Origin of the sequence: Lysobacter niastensis, assembly GCF_015453285.1 — a bacterium.
Taxonomy (GTDB): domain Bacteria; phylum Pseudomonadota; class Gammaproteobacteria; order Xanthomonadales; family Xanthomonadaceae; genus Lysobacter_J; species Lysobacter_J niastensis.
On record NZ_JADLZT010000002.1, the window covers coordinates 481,905 to 503,427 of the forward strand.

Sequence of the window (21,523 nt, forward strand, 5' to 3'; positions counted from 1 at the left end):
AGAAGCCCGGCGCAAGCCGGGCTTCTTGTTGGTGCCTGCCGCGTGCGCGGATGCGGCTACGGCGCGTTGCCGAGTACTTGCAGTCGCGCCGACGCGGTGCGGGCGCTGCTGGCGCCGCCGTACATCAGCTCGGCGACCGCGGGCGCCGCGAGGTAGTCGCCGGCGTTGCCGGCCACGGCGAAGTAGTGCACTTCGTGGCGTCCCGGCGACAGGTACTCGGCGTAGAACTTCGGCGCGCGCGCATCGAGCCGGCGCGTGGCGAACTCCGTGCTGCCGGTGCTGGAAGCGCGCTGGATGTCGCGTACGACGACACCCGACAGGCTCAGGTCGGTGGGACGCAGTCCGCCCGGTGCCTGGTCGGTCACTGCGACGAAGCGGCGCGGTGCGCTGTTGTCGATCGTCAGCGTGATCCTGACCCAGTCGCCGGTGCGCACCGCCACCGAACGCCCGACCGGCCGCCATTCGCCGTTGCGGAACACCTCATAGCGACGACCGATCGCCAGGCCGATCGCGGAGGGCTGGGCCATGCGCGCGTCTTCCTGGTAGTGCATCTCGGCGACGAAGCTGGTCGGTACTTCCGCGGCGGGCGAGGGCCCGGCGGCCATCCGCAGCTGCGTGGCGGCTTCGAGCGGTGCGCTCCACTTCGCGGCGCGCTGGCCCGGATCCAGTTGCAGCCGGCCGCGCGCAGTGCCCAGTTCGAGGTCGACGGCGGCCCCGTCGCCGCCTTGGCCGGCGTCGTCGGACAGAGCCATCAGGCAGGTCGCGCCGCTTTGCGTGTCGACCGACACGCCGCCACCCGCATACAGGTCGGTCAATCCGGCAATCAGCGCCGGCCGCGCCTTGTCGGCATCCAGTCGTGGCTGCTCGCCGAACAGCGCGATCAGGCTGCATTGCTCGCGCAGGCTCGAACTCATCCATTCGTCGTGTCGCCGCGGCAGGCGTAGCACCCGCGCCGGGCCACGCGTCGCGGTCACGGCGACCAGGCGCTTCGTCGCTTCCTGCGCGGCAGGATGGCCGTTCACCGCCAGCGCACGCGCGGTGGCTACCTGCGCCGGCAACGGCAGTCGATCCCACCGTTGCCACAGCGGGTCGAGCTCGACCGCGGCGACGTCGTGGCGTGCGGCTGCCGCATAGGCAAACTGCACCAGCGCATCGCTTGCGCCGGCCACGTCGCCGGCCGGCTGCACCGCGGGCTTGGCGACCTTGGCGAGGAAGTCCTTCGCGTGCTGTTCGATGTCGGCATCGACCGGGTGTCCCAGCCGGCGCAGCAGCGCGAACGCCTCCACCGTGTAGGCGGTCAGCACGACGCTGGAGTCGCCGGACCAGGCATCGCCGCCGGTGAAGTAGCGGAAACCACCATTGCCCTGCTGGAAGACCGCGGCGTTGTCCAGCGCTTCGCGAACCACCGCTTCGGCATCGCCCCAGCGCTTGTCGCCACGCTGCAACGCGAGCGCCGCTGCCACCGCGCGGCTGAGGATCTGCTCCCAGCAGCGGTGCGGATAGGCCTGCATGTAGACGGTCCAATCGTCGACCAGACCGGCCACGCCATGCTGGATCGACACGTCCACGCGGGCATCCGACGCGCCGGCCGGCAAGGCCGGCACGTCCAGCGCGAGCGGCGTCTCGCCGATCCAGCCCGCCAGCGTCTTGCGTGCGGCGATCCGCGGCGAGGCCACCTCGATCGGCTGTGCCACCGCGTCGCCGCCGATGTTCGCCGATGCCCTCGCCACCACGGTCAGCAGGCCTTCGTGCTGCGGAGCGATCACGCTGGCGAAGCGGCTCTGGCCCTTCGCCTCCAGCGACATCGTGCCGCGCCGTTCGGCCGGTGCATCGGTGCCCTGGAATTGCAGCATCGCCTCGGCCTGCGTCGGGTGCTCGCCGTGCTGGCGCACGTGCACGACCAGTTGCGACTGGTCGCCCGGATACAGCCGCACCGGCGCCTGCAGTCTCGCTTCGAGCGGCAGGCCGGTTTCCAGCGTGGCCTCGGCCATGGCGAATCCGTCATGCGCGTCGCTGCTCCAGGCCACCGCGCGCCAGCGGGTCAGGTTGTCGGGCAGCGTGATCTCGATCGTGCGTGTCTCGCCGGGCGCGAGGCGCAGTTCGGGATGCCACGCGGCGGTGTCGGCGAAGCGCGTGCGCACGCGTGCCAGCGCCCGCACTTCGTCCGCCCCGGCCTCCTGGCCGTCCTCGCGTGGACGCAGCCCCGGGTCCGGCGCCTTGGCTTCGCGTGATTCGAGGTCGACCGCGCGGATCCGCGAGCCGGTGACTTCGATGCGGTCGAGCACGGTGCTTTCGGCGAACCCGTCGAGCGGCGCCGGCTCGTCGACCACGACCGGAGGTTCTTCCGGGGGCGGCGGAGCGGCGGCTGCGGGTGCGGCCAAGGGCTTGGCTGGCTCCACGCCGTCGGAGTCGGGTTCGTCCGGCCACGGCAGCAGGCTGCGCCACGGCGACTCGTCGGCGAAGTCGTCGAATCCGCGCACACCGAGAAGCTGGCGCGGGCGCTTCAGCCGGCCGAGCAGGCTGTCCCCGTGCGGGTCTGCATAGTCGAGCCAGCGCTGCGCGAGAGAACGCAGTGCGTCATCCATCACCGACACGACCACGTCGCGCGCGGTGTCGCTGTCGTTGTGCAGCACCAGTCGCGCCTGCACGCCCGGCGCGGAGCGCACCGGCTCGAAGCGCACCGACACCGGCGACGCGACGATGGCGTCGTCGACCGTCTGCAACGAGGCCTCGGCCTCGACGACCTTGGCGGGTGTGCGGAAGCCGTCGTTGACCCGAGCGGCCTCGCTGGCCGAGGAGCGTACGAACACCTGCAGCCGCTGCGACACACGATCCGCCGGCGCCACCAGCTCGAACTCGCGGACGTTGCCGGTGACCGGCTCCACGCGATGGCCGTCGATGCGGTCATGGCTGGAGAACACGAACAGCGCGCGGCCGCGGGCGAACGGCTGTCGCAGCGTGGCGTGCAGTGGTGCCGCCGGATCCGTGGGCGTAGCCACGGTGAGCTCGGGCTCCTGGATGTCGGCCACCACCGCGGAATCGTTCGGCCACAGGTAGAACTCCACCTGCGTCGGCGCGGCATCGCCGCTGCGCGCGGTGAAGCGATACAGGCCGTTGCCGGGACGACGGAAGTCGCAGCGTTCGCCGCGTCCGGCGTGCAGCGTGCACTGGCCGATGCGCTCGGCCTTGCCGACGCGGCCCGGCACGAAGTCGATGTCGACGGTGATCGCGGCATCGTCCAGCGCGCGGCCGTGGGCATCGACGACGATGCCGTGCAGTTCGATCGGCGATCGTGCATCCGGCCATGCCGGATCGGTGCGCAACCCGACGAAGGCCGGATAGCGCGCATAGCGGGTGGCCGAATCGATGGCGACGGTGCCTTCGCGGCCGTCGGGTGCCACTTCGGCCGAGATCACCACCGAGCCGAACGGCGGCCGCGAAGGCTGCTTCGACGGCATCGTCGCCTGAAGGCGTGCGCTGCCCTCGCGGTCGAGCTGTTCAGACGCGTCCTTGCGGTCGCCGAGCGGGGACACCTCGACGTCGATGCTGTCGTAGGCATCGTCGAACGGGTCGATGAACTCGTAGCCGAGGTGCTGCGGATAGGCCTCCGTGAACGCCATGGGCTCGACCGCCACTTGCAGGCGGCTGATGTCGACGCCCGCCGCGGCACCACCGGAGTAATAGCCGGCCTTGAGCGCGGCGACCAGGCGCTGGCCGTCGCGCAGCACGCCTCCGGGACTTTCCAGTTGCGCCCACAGATCCTGGGCGCGGTACGTGCCGACGAAGAAACAGGCGCCGTCGGTGGTGTAAAAAAAGCCTTCCCTGCCGATGCAGTAGGTGCCGTCGGTCAGATGTCGCGGCAGTTGCAGCTCACCCGCAACGTCGCCGGCCTGCGACGGCGAGGCCTGCCACTGCAACACGGTCTTGTCTTCGCCTTCGTCTTGCAGGCGCAGCGCCAGTGGCGCGACGTCGCCGATCGCCTGCAGGCGGTCGCCGTTGCGATCACGCTGCCACAGGCGATATCGGACGGTGTCGCCGGCGTGGTACATCGGGCGGTCGCTGACGCCCCAGGTCACGCGATCGAGCCGCTGGCCCAGCCGCATCCACTGGCTGCTGGCTCCCAGGGGCAGCACGGCGCGGCCGCGCGCGTCGCTTGCGCGCACCAGCCACATCGATTGCGCCAGACGGTCATTGTCCTGGGGCAGGGTGACGTCGTCGGGCAGTCGCAGCAGCGCCACGCCGTCCGCTCCGGTGGTGCCGCGCGCGACGACACGCAGCTTCGCACCGTCGGCTTCGCGCAGCAGCAGTTCCACGTCGGCGCCGGCAACCGCGGCATCGCGTTCCCACTCGTTGGCCCAGACCAGCACTTCACGCAGGCCGTGGACGGCGTACAGGTCGAAGGCGGGTGCGGCGAACTGCACCGGCCCGAACCACTGGCCGCGTGCGCGCTCGTCGGCCTCGAGCGCCGGCACCCAGCGCGTCCAACCGCCCTGCGCGAGCGCGCGCCGGGCGGCCGACGACCTGACCGGATTCGCCACGCTGTCGCCCGCATTGCGCACACGCACGGTCTGGCGACTGTCGCCGGTGCCCACCGCGTCCACGTCGATCCTGGCATCGGCGTTTATCGACTCGACCAGTGCCGGCACGCGCGCAGGATCGGCCAGCAGCGCTGAGGTGTGGGCGGCGCGCAACTGCGGCGGAGTCTTGCCGGTCTGAACGCCGATCCGCACAGGCGCCAAGCGCGTCCCATCCGCCGCCTGCAGCGCATCGAGCACCAGGTCGTAAGCGTGTTGCGGATTTTCCGCCTCGATGACCAGAGAGCTTCCACCGGCGCGATGCAGCCGGTCGGGCGCGCGTACGTTGGGCCACCAGTGCTGCTCGCCGGCCACCTTCCACCCGACAGGCGGGTACTGAGCGAACCAGTTACGGGCCTTGTCGGAAAGCGGGCGCGAGAACTCCAGCCGGATCGGCATCCCCGGCAGGCACTGCGCAGTGACGGTGCCGTTGCGGTTGACGGCCAGGTGGTCGCCGCCGCGTTGCCGGCACGCCAGGCTGCGCAGCTGGAACGGCTCGTTGGCCAGCAACTTCAGCAGCGTGCCCTTCTGCGTACCCGGCAGCGGACCAGCCAGGCTGCGCAGCTGCGGCAGCACGTCCAGCCGCACGATGCGGTTGGCGCCGTCGACCGTCGGCAAGTCCAGCCGGTAGTAGGCGTTGCCGCCCCAGCTCCGTGGCAGCAGCGTCGGCAGCGGCACGTCGAACGGCACGTCGTCGATGCTCAGGCGCAGCGCCGAGCGCAGCTCTTGCGGCGCGACCGGCATGTTGGTCTGCAGTTCGATCACCGGCATGCCGCCCTGCCAGTCGTGGACCGACGCGCTCACGCTCGGTCGCGGCGTCTCCGCGAACAGCACCTGCGCCGGCAGCGCGGTGCCTTGCTGAGTCTTCAGCCCGGGCACGTCGATCCGGTAGTGCGTGGCCTTGGCCGCGTCGCGATCGAACCGGCACGCCAGGCGCGTGTCGCTGGCCCAGTGGCAGCTGCGCGGCAGATCCGGTTGCAGCGCGATCAACGACCCGCCGACCGGGTTGTCCCAGGTCTGTATCGACTCGGCGAAATCGACGACCAGCGAGCGCGTGCCGTCGAAACGGGCCTCGGTGGGCGCGGACTGTGCGTGCGCGGACGCGCTGAGTGTGAGGGCCACGGCGGCGGCGCCGCTGGCCAAGGTCCTGCGAAGCGTCATGCGCCTCCATGCTGCCGGCGGCCCGGCTGTTTATCCCCGTGCGCACCTTAGCGCATCGCGCCAGCCTGACCCGAAGGGCGCCGTGACCTTCGGCGGATGGTCCGGGTGCGGCGGAGCGGCCATGCTCGCCGCGTCCCCAAACCTCGCCTGGACCATGATCAAGCCGCTCGCACTCGCCATTGCCCTGACCCTCGTCGCGGGCGCGCCCGCCATCACCCAGGCGGCCCAGCCCTCCGCCAAGGCCGCGACCGCGGCACCGGCGTCGCCGGCGTGGGTCACCACCAGCAACCAGTACGCGCAGATCCTGCTGAAGTCGCAGGCCGAGTTCTCGCCCGAGACGATGTCGTTCTTCGGCGTGCCGGGTTACGACGACCGCGTCACCGACCTCAAGCCGGACGTGTCCAAGCGCTTCCGCGAATCCACCGCCAAGGCCAAGGCCGAGCTGCAGGCCAAGCTGCAGGTCGAGCGCGATCCGAACGTGCGCCAGGACCTGGAGATCATGATCCAGGCGGCCGACGACAACATCGAGACCAGCGCGCTCAACGAGCGCCTGACGCTGCCGTGGGTCGACATCGGCCAGCTGGAGTTCACCGGCCTGCAGGGCCTGCTTTCCGACCAGACGCCGGCCGAGCGCCGTGCCCGCGCGCTCGATCGCCTGAAGGCCTACACCGGCCAGGCACCGGGCACGACCCCGATCACCGAACTCGCCAAGGCGCGCTACACCGAGCGCATGGGCGACAAGGCGCTGCTGCGCCCGACCAAGCTCGAGGTCGAGCAGGCGCTGGGCAACATCGACACCTACATCGCCGGCATCAAGCAGCTGTTCGCCAAGTACAAGGTCGAAGGCGCCGACGCCTCGCTGGCCGCGATGGACACGCAGTTGCGCGACTACGGCAAGTGGGCGCGTGCCACCGTGCTGCCGGAAGCGCGCACCGATACGAAGCTGCCGCCGGAGCTGTATGCCAATGCGCTCAAGCAGTTCGGCATCGACATCGATCCGCAGTTGCTGATCCGTCGCGCCCAGGTCGAGTTCATGGAGACGCGTGCGGCGATGCGCCAGCTCGCGCCGCTGGTCGCCAAGGACAAGGGCCTGAAGGTCGCTGACCAGAACGACTACATCGCCGTGATCCGCGCGCTGAAGCAGCAGAGCATGCCCAACGCGCAGCTCGAGTCGCGCTACCGCACCGTCATCGATGCGATCGACCCGATCATCCGCAAGGAGCGCATCGTCGACGTGCCGAACCGGCCGATGGTGATGCGCCTGGGCAGCGAGGCCGAGTCGGCTGCGCAGCCGGCACCGCACTTCCTCCCGGCGCCGCTGATCGGCAACACCGGCCAGCAGGGCCAGTTCGTGCTGCCGGTGTCGGTGCCGACCACCGACGGCAAGGCACTGTCCTACGACGACTTCAACTTCGATGCGGTGCGCTGGACGCTGTCGGCGCATGAAGGCCGTCCGGGCCACGAGCTGCAGTTCACGGCGATGGTCGAGCGCGGCGTGTCGCTGGCGCGCACGATGTTCGCGTTCAATTCGGTCAATGTCGAAGGCTGGGCGCTGTACGCCGAGGCCGAGATGGTTCCGTACGAGCCGCTCGACGGCCAGCTGATCGCGTTGCAGTTCCGCCTGATGCGCGCCGCGCGCGCCATGCTCGACCCGATGCTCAACCTCGGCATGATCGACCGCGAGCGGGCCGGCAAGATCCTGACCGACAAGGTCGGCCTGTCTGAGGCGATGGCCAAGCAGGAGCTGGACCGCTACACGTTCAACGCCCCGGGCCAGGCCGGCAGTTACTTCTACGGCTACAGCCGCATCCTCGAGCTGCGCATGGAGACCGAGATCGCGCTGGGCGACCGTTTCGACCGGCTCGCGTTCAACAACTACCTGCTCGACCAGGGCCTGCTGCCGCCTGGCCTGCTGGCCAAGTCGGTGCGCGAGGACTTCGTGCCGGCGCAGAAGAAGACCGTCGCCGCGAAGTAAGGACTGAAGCCGCGCCGGCCAGCGCCCTCCTGTCGGAGGCGCGACTGCCGGCGCGGCGTTCCGCCTCGCGAAAAGCAGGCGCAGTGCGCGTCTGGGCGGCCGGTGCGGCGCTAAAATGGCGAACAATCCAGCAGGGGAGCTTGGATGCATTCGCCTTTGTTGCTGCAACTGGTCGTCATTCTTTCGGTCGCGCGCCTGTGCGGCCTGCTGCTCAAGCGTTTCGGACAACCTGCCGTGATCGGCGAAATGGCCGCGGGCATCCTGCTCGGGCCGATCGTGTTCGGTGCGGCGCTCCCGCAGGCGCACGCGGCGCTGTTTCCCGCTGACTCGCTGGCCGGGCTGACGTCGCTGTCGACGCTGGGCCTGGTGCTCTTCATGTTCGTGGTTGGCGCCGAGCTGCGCACGCCCGACGGCGTGCGCGCGCAGTTGCGCGCCGCCGGCTGGGTCAGCGCGCTCAGCGTGGTGCTGCCGTTCGGCGGCAGCCTGGCGGTCGCGCCGTGGCTGTATCCGCAACTGGCGCCGGCCGGCGTGGGCTATTGGCCGTTCGCGCTGTTCCTCGCCACCGCGATGTCGATCACCGCCTTCCCGGTGCTGGCGCGCATCCTCAAGGACCGCGGCATGACGCGCTCGCGCGTCGGCCAGCTCGCGCTCGGCTCAGCGGCAATCGCCGATGCGGCGACGTGGATCGGGCTGGCGCTGGTGGTCGCGCTGGTCGGCCAGGGCGGAGAAGGCGGCGTCGCGCGCGCCCTGATCGGTCTGTTGGCACTGACCGCGCTGGTGTTCGGCCTGCTCAAGCCGCTCTATGCGTGGCTGCTGCGCACCCATGCCCGCGATGGCGAGCCCTCGGCGATGGTGCTGGCGGCGCTGCTGGTCGGCCTGCTGTCCTGCGCGGCGCTGACCGAATGGCTGGACCTGCACGCGGTGTTCGGCGCATTCGTGTTCGGTGCCTGCCTGCCGCGCGACGACCGTCTGCTGCATGCGCTGACCGCACGGCTGGAGCACGTCGCGGTGGTGCTGCTGATGCCGATCTTCTTCGCGCTGGCGGGCCTGCGCACCACCGGCGATGCGTTCACCGGCACCGCGCTCGCCGCGATGGCGGTGATCCTGGTGGTGGCCGTGACCGGCAAGATCGTCGGCGGCGCGGCCGGCGCGCGCCTGTCCGGTCACGACTGGCGCGACAGCTTCGCCACCGGCGCGCTGATGAACGCACGTGGCCTGATGGAGTTGATCGTGCTGAAGGTCGGGCTCGACGCCGGGCTGATCGGCCCGCAGGCCTTCACGATGCTGCTGGCGATGGCGATCCTGACGACGGTGATGACCGGGCCGCTGCTGGGCCTGTTCGCTGGCCGCGCGCAGGCCGCCGGCGACGGCCTGGCGCGCAACCGCGCCTGAGCGGTTACTTGGTCGGCGTCGGTGCCGGTTGCGGCGCCGTCGCCGGAGCCGGGGCTTCCGGCGGCGGGTTGGGCACGTAGATCGCGAGGCCGCGAGCGAACTTCTGCGTCGGCGAAATGCTGAAGCCGACGCCGCCGGAGCTGAAACCGCTGCCGCCGTAATTGCCGCCGCCGGCGCCCACGCCGATGCTGCTATTGCCGTAGCTGTTCTCGGTGCCGATGAACAGCACGCCGTTGGCGCCGAGCTTGGCGGCCTCCGCCTTCAGCTTGGTGATCACCGAGTTCATCTTGTTCTGTTCGCCATAGGTGAAAGAGCCGCTGGAAGTCTCCAGCTGGGCGATCTCCTCGAAACCGCCCGGCGGCGGAGTGAAGTAGACGCGGACCTGGGCGGGGTCGACCGGCGGACGGGTCTGGCCGGTGACCAGATGCGAATTGGTGGAGCAGGAGGCCAGAAGCGCCGTCAGCATTGCGGTCAGCAGGATCAGGACGAGGCGTGTCATCGCGAGCTCCCTAGGCTGGCTTTGATGGGCCGATGCTAACTCCACCGCGGGGCGGTGCGGCATCAGGCGGGATTCCGTACATCGGAGGTTGCCCTTGGCGGCCACGGTATCATTTGCGGATGACTTCCCCCGCCACCGCGACCGGCGCGGCCCCTGCAGGCCGTCAGGCCAGGTTATGAGCGCGCTCGAATCCGATCTTTCCGTCCTGCCTCGGCTGCAGGTCGACTACGTCGACGGCGAGCCCGGCCCGGCGCTCGCGCAGGCCGGCGTCCTGGCGGTGTTCGCGTTCGGTGCGGCCGCGGCCCGGCATGACGACCCGCGCTACCTGCGCATCGCGCTGGATCCGCAGGGCCCGGCCCCGCTCGAGGTCTGGCGTGGCGTCGGTCAGGTGCGGCATGGCCGCAGCGATGGCATCGCCTGGTCCGAGGACGGCGCACTGCAGTTCGGCGCGATCGAGATCGACGAGACCGGCGGCGCCGGCATCGAGCTCGCCGCCGAAGACGCCTACCGCCGGCTGGCCGCGTTCGTGGCCTCGCACGGCTACCCGCACGTGCTGCGGATGTGGAACTACTTCGACGGCATCACCGACGGCGAAGGCGACGACGAGCGTTATCGCCGCTTCTGCGTCGGCCGCGCCCGCGCGCTGGGCGAGGTCGACCCGGCCACGCTGCCCGCCGCCACGGCGATCGGCCAGTGCCGCGGAGACGATGCCGGGCACCACCGCCTGCAGGTCTACTGGCTGGCCGCGCGCACGCCCGGCACGCCGATCGAGAACCCGCGCCAGGTCAGCGCCTACCGCTATCCGCGCCAGTACGGCCCGCAGGCCCCGGGCTTCGCCCGCGCGATGCTGCCGCCGCCCGGCAGTGCGATGCCGTTGATGCTGTCGGGCACCGCCGCCATCGTCGGCCACGAATCGCAGCATCGTGATTCGGTGGAGGCGCAGCTGGACGAAGTGCTGGCCAACCTGGACAGCCTGGTCGGCCGCGCACGCCTGCAGCGCGAAGGGCTGCCGGAGCACTTCGGCGCCGGCACGCGCCTGAAGGTCTACGTGCGCGACCGCGACGACGTCCCGCGCGTGCAGGCGGCGCTCGCAACGAGGCTGCCTGCGCAGGTGCCGCGCATCGTGCTGCACGCCGCCGTGTGCCGGCGCGAGCTGCGCGTCGAGATCGACGGCGTCCACGGCGCCTGACCCACACGCGGCCGCCTGCGGCATGATGGGCGCTTCGGCGCCCCGCGCCACCGTCATGGAGACAGGGTCATGGGTCTGATCAGCCTGCTGTGGGGCATCGTCGCGATGATCTGCATGGTCGTGGCGCTGATCCCGCTGCTCGGATGGAGCAACTGGTTCCTGATCCCCTTCGCCGCGGTCGGGGCGATCATCGCCGCGCTCGGCATCCTGTTCTCCAGCCCGGGCAACCGGGGCCGCGCCAAGACCGGCCTGGTGCTCAACGGCATCGTCATCCTGGTCGGCATCGTCCGGCTCGGCATCGGCGGCGGCGTGATCTGATCGGCATCGTCCGCCACGGGAGTGGCGGCGGCTTGACCTGAGTCCTTGAAATCGCACTTGCGCCTTCCGTGGCCGGCCGGAGGGAAGGGGCTGCGCGTACGCTTCCGCATGTTGCTCAGATGCCCGTTTGGCATGAGGACATGCTGACTGGGATCTTCCCTCGTGCCCGACGCGCAGTCACATTCCCCTCATCCAATCGAGCCCCGATATGACACCCCGACCTTCCGGCAGTGCCACGAAACCGCGCGCCCTCCGCCACTCTCGTCTTGCGCTCGCTCTGATCCTCGCGACGTCACCGATGGCATCGGCGATGGCGGGCGAAGTCACCGTCGAGGAACTCGCCCGTCGCCTGCAGGCGATCGAGCAGCGGCTCGGCACTGCGCCCGCGACCACCGACCCGGCCCAGTCCGGCCTGGCCGACCTCGACCAGCGCCTGCGGGTGATCGAGCGCAGGCTGGAGCTGCAGGAAGAGGAAGCCGCAAACCGCGCCGCCAACACGCCCACCGTGACGCTCAGCGCCGCCAAGGGTCTTTCGGTTAAATCGCCGCCGCCGGGCGACGTCGAGCTCAAGTTCAAGGCGCTGGTGCAGGGCGACGGACGTTTCTACATCGACGACGACGAGCGTCCGCAGAACGACACCTTCCTGTTGCGCCGCTTCGAACCGACGCTCGAGGGCACGTGGGGCCCGCTGCTGGCGTTCCGCCTGCAGGCGCAGCTGGCGGGCGACAGCGCCACAGTCAACGATGCCTATCTCGACCTGCGTTTCGATCCGCGTGCGACCGTGCGCCTGGGCCGATTCAAGGTGCCGGTCGGACTGGAACGCCTGCAGTCCAGCAGCGCGAACGCGATGGTCGAAGGCGGCCTCGCCGGCGAACTGGCACCGTCGCGCGACCTCGGCGTGCAGTTGCAGGGCGAGTTCGGCGGCGGCGCGCTCGGCTATCAGTTCGGCGTGTTCAACGGCGCGCCCGACGGCCGCGACGGTTCGACGACCAATCCCGACAACGATTTCGAACTGGCTGCGCGCGTGTTCGCCGAGCCGTGGAAGAACGCCGGCAACGCGTGGTCCGGCCTCGGCTTCGGCATCGCCGGCACCAGCGGCGACAAGCAGGGCGCCGGCAACAGCTTCCTGCCGCGCTACCGCACGCCGGGTCAGGTGCAGTTCTTCAACTATCGCGCCAACGTCGTCGCCGATGGCGAGCACACGCGCTGGACGCCGCAGGCCTACTTCTATCGCAACACGTTCGGCCTGCTCGGCGAATACATCAGTTCGAAGCAGGAAGTGGCGCTGCCCACCGGACAGCGCGATGCACTCGACAACCGCGCCTGGACGCTTACCGGCGGACTCGTGCTGACCGGCGAGGATGCGAGCTACAAGGGCGTAACGCGGCCTAACCAGCCTTTTACGGTGGGCGGTGCAGGCTGGGGTGCCTGGGAACTGGTGGCGCGCTATGGCGAGCTCGACATCGACGAGGATGCATTCCCGCTGTTCGCCGATCCCGCCAGCGTGGCCAGCCATGCCACGTCGTGGGGGCTGGGCGTGAACTGGTACCTCAACAGCAACTTCAAGCTGGTCGCCAATTACACGCAGACGCAGTTCGACGACGGCGCGCCGGCCGGTGCCGACCGCGAGGATGAAAAAGCGTTCTTCACGCGCGCGCAGTTCGTGTTCTGACGTGATGAGTACACCGACTCTCTCCTCCCCCAAGGAAAGCGCCATGACTTCGTTTCTCCGTAATGCCGTCCTGTGCCTGCTGCTCGCAGCGGCCAGCGCCGCTGCCCAGGCCAAGGATGTCGAGCTGCTCAATGTCTCCTACGACCCGACGCGCGAGTTCTACGCCGAGATCAACCAGACCTTCGCCGCGCAGTGGAAACAGCAGACGGGCGAGACGCTGAAGATCCGCGCCTCGCACGGCGGCTCCGGCAAGCAGGCGCGTGCGGTGATCGATGGCCTGGAAGCGGACGTCGTGACGCTGGCGCTGGCCGCCGACATCGATGCGATCGCCGCGAACGCGAAGTTGCTGCCGGCGAACTGGCAAACGCGCCTGCCGCACAACAGCTCGCCGTACACCTCGACGATCGTGTTCCTGGTGCGCAAGGGCAACCCGAAGCAGATCCGCGACTGGGGCGACCTGGCGAAGGACGGCGTGGCGGTGATCACGCCCAACCCGAAAACGTCGGGCGGCGCGCGCTGGAACTACCTCGCGGCGTGGGCCTGGGCGTCGCAGGAGTATCGCGACGGCGACAAGGTGGTCGATTTCCTGACGAAGCTGTTCAAGAACGTCCCGGTGCTCGACACCGGCGCGCGCGGCGCGACGACGACGTTCGCCGAGCGCGGCATCGGCGACGTGCTGATCGCGTGGGAGAACGAAGCGCTGCTGACGCTGTCGGACGCCGACACGCGCGGCAAGTTCGAGGTCGTCGTGCCGAGCCTGAGCATCAAGGCCGAGCCGCCGGTGGCGTGGGTCGACAAGAACGTCGATCGCCACGGCACGCGCAAGCAGGCCGAGGCCTACCTGCGCTTCCTGTACACGCCCGAGGGCCAGCGCCTCGCCGCCAAGCACGGCTACCGCCCGGCCGAAGCGGACAAGGTGCCGGCGGCGGAGTTGGCGCGCTTCCCGCAGGTCAAGCAGGTGACCATCGATTCCGCGTTCGGCGGCTGGAAGAAGGCACAGGCCGAGCATTTCGCCGATGGTGGTTTCTTCGACAAGATCTATCGGCCGCGTTGAGCGATGAACGTGGCTGCTGCCAAGGCCTGCGATCCATCACCGTTCGCCCTGAGCGTAGGCCACAGGCCGAAGTCGAAGGGTGAGCGAGGCGGTTCTGCAGCGGACCCGTCCATCCTTCGACTCCGGCGCGTTGCGCCTACGCTCAGGACGAACGGCATCCGGATGTTCGCGCCGAACCTGCCATGAGCAGCGTCGCACTCCCATCGCTGGGTCCCGCCCGCCGCGGTCGTGCACCGCTGCCGGGCTTCGGCCTCAGCCTCGGTCTCGGCCTGGCGTGGTTGAGCGTGGTCGTGCTGCTGCCGCTGGCGGCGCTGGCGATCCGCGCCGCCGGGCTTGGCATCGATGGCTGGCTGCGTGCGATACAGGACCCGCGCGTGCAGGCCTCGCTGAAGCTCAGCTTTGGTGCATCGCTGGTGGCCTCGCTGGTCGCTCTGTTCGCCGGCGCGCTGGTGGCGTGGGTGGTGGTGCGTTACCGCTTCCCGGGACGCCGCCTGCTCGACGCGCTGGTCGACCTGCCGTTCGCGCTGCCGACGGCGGTGGCCGGCATTGCATTGACCGCAATCTATTCGGCCAACGGCTGGGTCGGGCGCTGGCTCGAACCGCTCGGCCTGAAGATCGCCTACACGCCGATCGGCATCGTCATCGCGCTGGTGTTCATCGGCCTGCCGTTCGCGGTGCGCACCGTGCAGCCGGTGCTGGAAGCGCTGGGCCGCGAGCAGGAAGAGGCCGCCTCATCGCTCGGCGCCTCGCGCTTCACCACGCTGCGCCGCGTCGTCCTGCCGGAGCTGCTGCCTGCGCTGCTGACGGGCTTCTCGCTGGCATTCGCGCGCGCACTCGGCGAGTACGGCTCGGTGATCTTCATCGCCGGCAACCTGCCGTTCAAAACCGAGATCGCGCCGCTGCTGATCACGATCCGCCTGGAGGAGTACGACTACCCGGGCGCGGTGGCGATCGCGGCATTGCTGCTGGCGGCGTCGTTCGTGTGCCTGCTCGCGATCAACGCGATCCCGTCGCTGTTCGCGCATGAAAAGCGGAGGCAGGCCCGGTGAATACCTCGATACGCAGAGGAGCGCATGCATGAGCCGTCGCCACGATGAACTCGACGAGCCCGCGTGGCTGCGCTGGTCGCTGATCGCGCTGGCCATGCTGGTGATGGCCGCACTGGTGGTGCTGCCGCTGCTGATGGTGCTGGGCGCGGCATTCGCCAAGGGCGTGGGTGTGTGGTTTGCCGCGCTCAACGAGCCTGATGCGCGTGCCGCGCTGAAGCTGACGCTGTTTACCGTCGCGATAGTGGTCCCGGTCAACGCGGTGTTCGGCATGCTGATGGCGTGGGCGGTGACGCGCTTCGAGTTCCGCGGCAAGCAACTGCTGCTGTCGCTGATCGACCTGCCGTTCGCGGTGTCGCCCGTCGTGGCCGGCCTCTGCCTGGTGTTGTTGTTCGGTTCGCAGGGCTGGTTCGCCGAACTGCTGCAGCGCTACGACATGAAGATCCTGTTCGCGCGGCCGGGCATCGTACTGGCGACGTTGTTCATCACGTTCCCGTTCGTCGTGCGCGAGCTGATCCCGCTGATGCAGCAGCAGGGCGCCGACGAGGAGCTCGCCGCGCGCTCGCTTGGCGCGGGCGCCTGGACCATGTTCACCCGCGTCACGCTGCCCAATATCAAGTGGGGCCTGCTGTACGGCGTGCTGCTGTGCGCCGCGCGCGCAATGGGCGAGTTCGGCGCGGTGTCGGTGGTGTCGGGCCACATCCGCGGCCTGACCAACACGCTGCCACTGCACATCGAGATCCTCTACAACGAGTTCGACAGCACCGCCGCGTTTGCCGCGGCGTCGCTGCTGGCCGGGCTCGCGCTGATCACCCTGATCCTGAAGTTCTGGCTGGAGGCCCGCCACGGCGACGCCCTGGCGCAATCCCACAGGCGGCACTGAGATGAACGCTGTAAGAGTCGAACCCGCACGCACCTCCCTGCGTGCCTCCGAACCGTCACGGCCCGCTTCGCCGGCGATGGTTCATGATGGCGCCTCGTCCCGGACGCGGCGTGGAATGGACCTGCACATCCGCCAGCTCAGCAAGCGCTACGACGGCGTCGCCGCGCTCGACCGGGTCGACCTCGACGTCGAATCCGGAGAACTGGTCGCGCTGCTCGGCCCATCTGGCTCGGGCAAGACCACGCTGCTGCGCGTGATCGCCGGCCTGCTTCATCCCGACGATGGCCGCGTGCTGTTCGGCCAGGACGACGCCACGCGACTGAGCCTGCGCGAGCGCAATGTCGGCTTCGTGTTCCAGCATTACGCGCTGTTCAAGCACATGACCGTCGCCGAGAACATCGCGTTCGGCCTGCGCAGCCGGCCCCACAGCCGCCGTCCCGACAAGGCATCGATCGCGCGCCGCGTGCAGGAGTTGCTGGGCCTGATCCAGCTGCCGGACTTCGGCAAGCGCTATCCCGAGCAGTTGTCGGGCGGACAGAAGCAGCGCGTGGCGCTTGCGCGTGCGCTGGCGATCGACCCGAAGGTGCTGTTGCTGGACGAGCCGTTCGGCGCGCTCGACGCGAAGGTGCGCGTGGAGCTGCGGCGCTGGCTGCGCGACCTGCACGAGCAGACCGGCCAGACCACGCTGTTCGTCACCCACGACCAGGAAGAAGCGCTGGAGCTTGCCGATCGCGTGGTCGTGCTGCGCGACGGCCGAATCGAGCAGATCGGCACGCCCGACGAGATCTACAGCGCACCGGCGTCGGCCTACGTGTTCGACTTCATCGGGCGCGCCAACCGGCTGGAAGGGCGTGTGGAGCACGGGCAGTTCCGCGTCGACGGACACGCGCTGCCGCTGCCGGCCGGCGTCGCCGATGGCGCGGCGCACCTGTACGCGAGGCCGCACGATCTCGCGCTGGGCGAGGCCGGTGACGGCTTGCCTGCGCGGGTGCTGAGCGCTTACCGGCTGGCCGACCGCATCACGCTGGAGCTTGCCATCCCCGGCCAGACGCGGCCGCTGGAACTGGATATCGTGGCCACGCCCGACGTCAGCACGCCGGCTCCGGGAAGCACGGTCGGGCTGAAGCCTTTGCGGTATCGGGTGTATCCGGCCTGATATCCCTGCCCCCTCTCCTGGGCCGCCGCAGCGTGCCGGGAGAGGGGAAGCGGGGCGTACAATGCCGCGCCATGAGCAGCTACCCCTACGTACGCCCGCGGCGGATGCGCCGCGATGAGTTCTCGCGCCGCCTGATGCGCGAGTCCGTCCTCACCACCAACGACCTGATCTATCCGGTGTTCGTGCACGAGCGCGACGGCCGCGAGCCGGTCGCCTCGATGCCGGGCGTGGAACGGTTGTCGATCGACGAGCTGTTGCGCGAGGCCGAGAAGGCCAGCGAGCTGCGCGTGCCGGCAGTGACGTTGTTCGGCGTGCCCAACGGCGAGCGCAAGACCGCCGACGGCGCGATCGCGTGGAGCGAGGACGGCATCATCCAGCGTGCCGTGCGCGCGCTGAAGCAGCGCTTCCCGGAGCTTGGCGTCATCACCGACGTCGCGCTCGATCCGTACACCACGCACGGCCAGGATGGCCTGATCGACGACACCGGCTACATCCTCAACGACGACACCGTCGATGCACTGGTGAAGCAGGCGCTGTCGCACGCGCAGGCCGGTGCCGACGTGGTCGCGCCGAGCGACATGATGGACGGCCGCATCGGCGCGGTCCGCAACGCGCTGGAAAGCGAAGGCCTGATTAACACGCGCATCCTTGCCTACAGCGCCAAGTACGCCAGTGCGTTCTATGGTCCGTTCCGCAGCGCGGTCGGTTCCGCGGCCGCGCTCGGCAAGGGCAACAAGTACACGTACCAGATGGACCCGGCGAACTCCGACGAGGCGCTGCAGGAAGTCGCGCTCGACCTCGCCGAAGGCGCCGACATGGTGATGGTGAAGCCGGGCATGCCGTACCTGGACATCGTGCGCCGCGTGAAGGACGAGTTCCGCGTGCCGACCTACGTCTACCAGGTCAGTGGCGAGTACGCGATGCTCAAGGCCGCCGCGCATAACGGCTGGCTCGACGAGCGCATGACGGCGATGGAATCGCTGCTGGCGTTCAAGCGCGCCGGCGCCGACGGCGTGCTGACCTACTTCGCGCTCGACGCCGCGCGCTGGTTGCGCGAGATGCAATGACGGATGGCTTCCCTTCTCCCGCTTGCGGGAGAAGGGCTCGAACTCACAGGCAGCCTGATTTTCCGCTCGCTGCCGGTGCCTTCATCCGGTAGATGTCGAGCTTGCCGGCGCGCGGAGCCTTCGCCACACCGGTGACCAGCATCTCGCCCGGCTTGTTCCAGTCCAGCGCGGGGCCGAAGGTGCTGCCGTCCTCGGTGTTGAACGACAGCGCCAATGGCGCGATGCCCGAATACTCGCGGCCGTCGCATTGCGCGATGAACAAGCGCACCGGCTGCGTGTCCACGTCCTTCGAGCGTGTGAATACGACCGTCTTGCCGTCGCCGAGCCAGGCCGCGTCGAACTCGTCGTCGGCGCTGTTCACGCCAGGCAGCGCACGCGGCTCAACGAACGCCTTGCCGTCCCAGCGCGCCACGAACAGGTCATGGCGGCCTTCGCCGCCCAAACCGTCGCTGGCGAACATCAGGTGGCGGCCGTCGCGACTCGGCGTCGGCGCCCATTCGTCGCCGCGGCTGTTGACACCGAGACCGAGGTTCTCGGGCTTGCCGAAACCGCCGCCGGGCAGCACGGCGGCGCGGTAGAGGTCGTCACCGCCGATGCCGCCGGGACGATCCGAAAAGAAATAAAGCCATTGCCCGTCCGCGCTGAACAGCGGATCGAAATCCTTGGACTTGCTGTTGATCGGCAACGGTTTCGCGTCCTGCCAGCGGCCGTCCTTCAACGTCGCCTGCCACAGGTCCCAACCGCCCGCGCCGCCTTCACGGTCCGTACTGCCCCAGACGATACGCTGTCCATTCGGACTGACGCTGCCGCGGATCTCGCTGGCGCGCGTGGACACCACGCCCATGCCCTCGATTCCGAACTCGGAGATGAAGGCGGCCGCCGGACCGGACAGGGCCCAAGCGCCCAGTGCCAGCGCCGGGAGTAGACTCGATCCGGGCAAGGCCGTTGCGCGTCGCATCGTGCGTCTCCTGTCTTAGCGAACTCCAGTCTATGCGAGGGATCCCGTGTCGAACTTCGCCGCTGTCGCAAATCCTGCCGTCGTCAAACGATTCGCCGTGATCGGCCATCCGGTCGCGCATTCGCTGTCGCCGCGCATCCATGCCGCGTTCGGCAAGCAGACCGGCATCGCGCTGCAGTACACGGCGATCGACGCAGAACCGGCGCAGTTCGACGCGAGACTGGCGGAGTTCGCGGCCGAAGGCGGCATAGGTGCCAACGTCACGCTGCCGCACAAGGCCCGCGCCGCGGCGCTTTGCACCGTGTTGACCGAGCGCGCGCGCCGCGCCGGCGCGGTCAACACGCTGATCCGGACCGCAACCGGCTGGGAAGGCGACAACACCGACGGTGTCGGGCTGGTGCGCGACCTCACCGAGCGCCACGGTCTGGACCTGCGCGAACGCCGCACGCTGCTACTGGGCGCGGGCGGTGCCGCGCGCGGCGTGGCACCGGCGCTGCTCGATGCCGGCATCGGCGACCTCTTCATCATCAACCGCACGCCCGAACGTGCGGACGCGCTGGCCGACTCGCTGGGCCAGCCCGGGCGCATCCATCCGCGCTACTTCAGCGACGTCTCGTCGATCGGCACCTTCGACCTGATCGTGAATGCGACGTCGGCCACCCGGGTCGCGGGATTGCCGCAATTGCCGGTCGCGCTGGCGGGACCGCGCACGGCCGCCGTCGACCTGAGCTACGGCGAAGTCGCCATTCCGTTCCTGGCCTGGGCGCGCGCCGCCGGTGCGCATGACTGCGTCGATGGCCTGGGCATGCTGGTCGAACAGGCGGCCGAGAGCTTCCTGAGCTGGCATCATGTGCGTCCCGAAACCGACGGTGTCTACGCCGAGATCCGCGCGCACAACGACGCGCTGGTGACGGCCGACTGAGATGAACTGCTGATGGAATGCCGCGCCCGCTGCGGCGCGTGCTGCATCGCGCCGTCGATCAATTCGCCGATTCCCGGCATGCCGCATGGCAAGCCGGCGGGCATGCCGTGCGTGCAACTGGACGACGACTACCGTTGCCGCCTGTTCGGCAAGCCGGAGCGGCCGGCATTCTGCGCGTCGCTGCGCCCGTCGATGGAGATGTGCGGGAGCAGCCGCGAGGAAGCGATGGTCAGCCTGTCGTCGCTGGAGGCGATGACCAGGCCCTAGGGTCAAAGCAGCCCGTCGCGTTTCACTGCCAGGTACTTGTCCACCAGCGACGCGGCCAGCTCCTGGCAGGCCACGTCCAGCACCATCACGCCATGGCTGCGCAGCGCTTCATGCGCGGCACGGCGCTGCTCGAGGTAGCGCGCGGCCGCACCCGCGCGGATCGCGCCCGGCAGGTCAGAGACGTCTTCGCCGAGCGCGGTGTCGAGCGAGTCCTCGCGCAGGCTGGCGACGCAGACCAGATGGCGCTTGCGCAGCATGCCGACGGCGGCGAGCAGGTCGTCCATGTCCTCGTCGCGCAGGTTGGTCACCAGCATCACCAGCGCGCGGCGGCGCTGGCGCAGCGAGAGTTCGGTCGCGGCGGCCAGGAAGTCCGTCGCCACCGGCTGCGGCTGCAAGGCGTAGCTGGCGCGCAGCAGTTCGTCGATCGTGCCGACGCCGCGGCGCGGCGGTACCCACGCCGAGGCGCCGCCGGTGGCGTGCAAGCCCACCGCATCGCCCTGGCGCAGCGCGAGGTAGGCCACCACCAGCGACGCATCGAGCACGTGGTCGAAGTGCGCCAGCGATCCATCGCGCGCCATCAGCCGGCGCCCGGTGTCGAGCATCAGCACCAGCTGCTGGTTCTTCTCGTCCTGGTACTCGCGAGAGATCAGGCGGCGTGCACGCGCGGTGGCCTTCCAGTCGATCTGGCGCAGGCTGTCGCCGATGCGGTACTCGCGCATCTGATGGAAGTCGGTACCCTCGCCGCGACGGCGCTTGACGTGCGCACCGACCAGGCGCGAAGCCTGTTCCGCACTGAACATCGCGAAACGCGCGAGCGGAGCGAAGTTCGGGAACACGCGCACCTTCTGCGCGGCACCGGCGATGCGCGATTGCCGCCATAGCCGCCACGGCGAGTGCAGGAGCAGTTGCACGCCGTCGAAGCGGAAGTCGCCGCGCTCGTGGGCGCACAGGTGGTAATCAAACGACGCGCTTTCGCCCGGCAGCAGTTCGAGCGCGCGCGGCAGCCCCTGCATCGTCCATCCGCCGGGATGGAGGTCGAACACGTCCAGCGGCTGGCGATGCGACGCGGTCTCCAGCGTCAAGGTCACCTGCCGCTCGACACCGATAGGCCAGGTGTCGGCGAGCTGCCGGTGCACGCTCGGCGTAGGACGCCGGGCGACGCGCAGGCCATCGAGAAGAGCCATCACCAGCAGCACGCCGCCCATCGTCCACCACGACGCGGCCGGCCACCAGCCGAGGCTGGCGCCGAGGCCGAGCATGCCCCACAGCGCCAGCAGCCCGAGCATCGCTGGAGCAGGGCGCGGCCATGCATGTCGGAGTGCGGAGGATGAGTCCATGCAGCGCTACCGGAGTGGGAGCCCCCTCCCCCGCTTGCGGGGGAGGGTTGGGG

16 protein-coding genes are annotated in these 21,523 nt (G+C 69.6%); 12 read left to right on the top strand and 4 right to left on the bottom strand.

From position 1 onward, the window contains the following. Positions 1-56: 56 nt before the first annotated feature. The gene (locus IU514_RS04945) at positions 57-5,735 is read right to left on the bottom strand and encodes an alpha-2-macroglobulin family protein (RefSeq protein WP_194929955.1); all 5,679 of its coding nucleotides are present in this window, start codon (positions 5,733-5,735) and stop codon (positions 57-59) included. 157 nt (positions 5,736-5,892) lie between these two features. Here IU514_RS04945 and IU514_RS04950 point away from each other — a divergent pair, with 157 nt between their 5' ends. Continuing rightward, a complete protein-coding gene (locus IU514_RS04950; protein ID WP_324187784.1) occupies positions 5,893-7,710 on the top strand; it encodes a DUF885 domain-containing protein in 1,818 nt (605 codons plus the stop codon). Positions 7,711-7,854: 144 nt separating this feature from the next. After that, on the top strand, positions 7,855-9,102 hold the full coding sequence (locus IU514_RS04955) for a cation:proton antiporter (protein WP_194929956.1): 1,248 nt from the start codon (positions 7,855-7,857) through the stop codon (positions 9,100-9,102). A 4-nt stretch (positions 9,103-9,106) separates the two neighbouring features. On the opposite strand, the gene IU514_RS04960 is transcribed toward IU514_RS04955, so the two are convergent. Next, positions 9,107-9,601 carry a hypothetical protein gene (locus IU514_RS04960; RefSeq protein WP_194929957.1) on the bottom strand — a complete coding sequence of 165 codons (495 nt, stop codon included), beginning with the start codon at positions 9,599-9,601 and terminating at the stop codon, positions 9,107-9,109. 175 nt (positions 9,602-9,776) lie between these two features. On the opposite strand from IU514_RS04960, the gene IU514_RS04965 reads away from it, so the two are divergent. From IU514_RS04965 to hemB, 8 genes are all read left to right on the top strand, one after another. Beyond that, positions 9,777-10,790, top strand: coding sequence for a chorismate transformation FkbO/Hyg5 family protein (locus IU514_RS04965; protein ID WP_194929958.1), 1,014 nt, complete (start codon positions 9,777-9,779; stop codon positions 10,788-10,790). Positions 10,791-10,859: 69 nt separating this feature from the next. Next, the gene (locus IU514_RS04970) at positions 10,860-11,108 is read left to right on the top strand and encodes a hypothetical protein (RefSeq protein ID WP_194929959.1); all 249 of its coding nucleotides are present in this window, start codon (positions 10,860-10,862) and stop codon (positions 11,106-11,108) included. Positions 11,109-11,418: 310 nt separating this feature from the next. Continuing rightward, positions 11,419-12,780: an OprO/OprP family phosphate-selective porin gene (locus IU514_RS04975; protein WP_228760479.1), complete on the top strand. Its 1,362-nt coding sequence runs from the start codon at positions 11,419-11,421 to the stop codon at positions 12,778-12,780. Positions 12,781-12,784: 4 nt separating this feature from the next. Further along, positions 12,785-13,834: a sulfate ABC transporter substrate-binding protein gene (locus tag IU514_RS04980; RefSeq protein ID WP_386760311.1), complete on the top strand. Its 1,050-nt coding sequence runs from the start codon at positions 12,785-12,787 to the stop codon at positions 13,832-13,834. 182 nt (positions 13,835-14,016) lie between these two features. Next, positions 14,017-14,883 (top strand): sulfate ABC transporter permease subunit CysT, encoded by an 867-nt coding sequence (gene cysT / locus IU514_RS04985; protein WP_194929962.1) that lies wholly within the window; start codon positions 14,017-14,019, stop codon positions 14,881-14,883. A 28-nt stretch (positions 14,884-14,911) separates the two neighbouring features. After that, positions 14,912-15,763, top strand: coding sequence for a sulfate ABC transporter permease subunit CysW (gene cysW / locus IU514_RS04990; protein ID WP_228760480.1), 852 nt, complete (start codon positions 14,912-14,914; stop codon positions 15,761-15,763). A gap of 115 nt (positions 15,764-15,878) precedes the next feature. Continuing rightward, on the top strand, positions 15,879-16,919 hold the full coding sequence (locus IU514_RS04995) for a sulfate/molybdate ABC transporter ATP-binding protein (protein ID WP_194929964.1): 1,041 nt from the start codon (positions 15,879-15,881) through the stop codon (positions 16,917-16,919). A gap of 71 nt (positions 16,920-16,990) precedes the next feature. Then, positions 16,991-17,986 carry a porphobilinogen synthase gene (hemB, locus tag IU514_RS05000; protein ID WP_194929965.1) on the top strand — a complete coding sequence of 332 codons (996 nt, stop codon included), beginning with the start codon at positions 16,991-16,993 and terminating at the stop codon, positions 17,984-17,986. Between the two features lie 43 nt (positions 17,987-18,029). On the opposite strand, the gene IU514_RS05005 is transcribed toward hemB, so the two are convergent. Then, complete coding sequence (locus IU514_RS05005) at positions 18,030-18,944, bottom strand: TolB family protein (protein WP_194929966.1); 915 nt, start codon at positions 18,942-18,944, stop codon at positions 18,030-18,032. 46 nt (positions 18,945-18,990) lie between these two features. Here IU514_RS05005 and aroE point away from each other — a divergent pair, with 46 nt between their 5' ends. Beyond that, entirely contained in the window at positions 18,991-19,866 is an 876-nt protein-coding gene (gene aroE / locus IU514_RS05010; protein ID WP_324187780.1) for a shikimate dehydrogenase, read from the top strand. 12 nt (positions 19,867-19,878) lie between these two features. Continuing rightward, positions 19,879-20,133 carry a YkgJ family cysteine cluster protein gene (locus IU514_RS05015; RefSeq protein WP_194929967.1) on the top strand — a complete coding sequence of 85 codons (255 nt, stop codon included), beginning with the start codon at positions 19,879-19,881 and terminating at the stop codon, positions 20,131-20,133. 2 nt (positions 20,134-20,135) lie between these two features. Here the strand turns inward: IU514_RS05015 and IU514_RS05020 are convergent, their stop codons facing one another. After that, positions 20,136-21,419, bottom strand: a complete 1,284-nt coding sequence (locus IU514_RS05020) for a DUF58 domain-containing protein (protein WP_194929968.1) — start codon at positions 21,417-21,419, stop codon at positions 20,136-20,138. Positions 21,420-21,523: the final 104 nt, after the last annotated feature.

Bases quoted from the DNA above. Each gene is read 5' to 3' on its own strand.
- IU514_RS04945 (WP_194929955.1), bottom strand. From the start codon at position 5,735: ATGACGCTTCGCAGGACCTTGGCCAGCGGCGCCGCCGCCGTGGCCCTC.
- IU514_RS04955 (WP_194929956.1), top strand. From the start codon at position 7,855: ATGCATTCGCCTTTGTTGCTGCAACTGGTCGTCATTCTTTCGGTCGCG.
- IU514_RS04960 (WP_194929957.1), bottom strand. From the start codon at position 9,601: ATGACACGCCTCGTCCTGATCCTGCTGACCGCAATGCTGACGGCGCTT.
- IU514_RS04965 (WP_194929958.1), top strand. From the start codon at position 9,777: ATGAGCGCGCTCGAATCCGATCTTTCCGTCCTGCCTCGGCTGCAGGTC.
- IU514_RS04970 (WP_194929959.1), top strand. From the start codon at position 10,860: ATGGGTCTGATCAGCCTGCTGTGGGGCATCGTCGCGATGATCTGCATG.
- IU514_RS04975 (WP_228760479.1), top strand. From the start codon at position 11,419: ATGGCGGGCGAAGTCACCGTCGAGGAACTCGCCCGTCGCCTGCAGGCG.
- IU514_RS04980 (WP_386760311.1), top strand. From the start codon at position 12,785: ATGAGTACACCGACTCTCTCCTCCCCCAAGGAAAGCGCCATGACTTCG.
- cysT (WP_194929962.1), top strand. From the start codon at position 14,017: ATGAGCAGCGTCGCACTCCCATCGCTGGGTCCCGCCCGCCGCGGTCGT.
- cysW (WP_228760480.1), top strand. From the start codon at position 14,912: ATGAGCCGTCGCCACGATGAACTCGACGAGCCCGCGTGGCTGCGCTGG.
- IU514_RS04995 (WP_194929964.1), top strand. From the start codon at position 15,879: ATGGACCTGCACATCCGCCAGCTCAGCAAGCGCTACGACGGCGTCGCC.
- hemB (WP_194929965.1), top strand. From the start codon at position 16,991: ATGAGCAGCTACCCCTACGTACGCCCGCGGCGGATGCGCCGCGATGAG.
- IU514_RS05005 (WP_194929966.1), bottom strand. From the start codon at position 18,944: ATGCGACGCGCAACGGCCTTGCCCGGATCGAGTCTACTCCCGGCGCTG.
- IU514_RS05015 (WP_194929967.1), top strand. From the start codon at position 19,879: ATGGAATGCCGCGCCCGCTGCGGCGCGTGCTGCATCGCGCCGTCGATC.
- IU514_RS05020 (WP_194929968.1), bottom strand. From the start codon at position 21,419: ATGCTCGGGCTGCTGGCGCTGTGGGGCATGCTCGGCCTCGGCGCCAGC.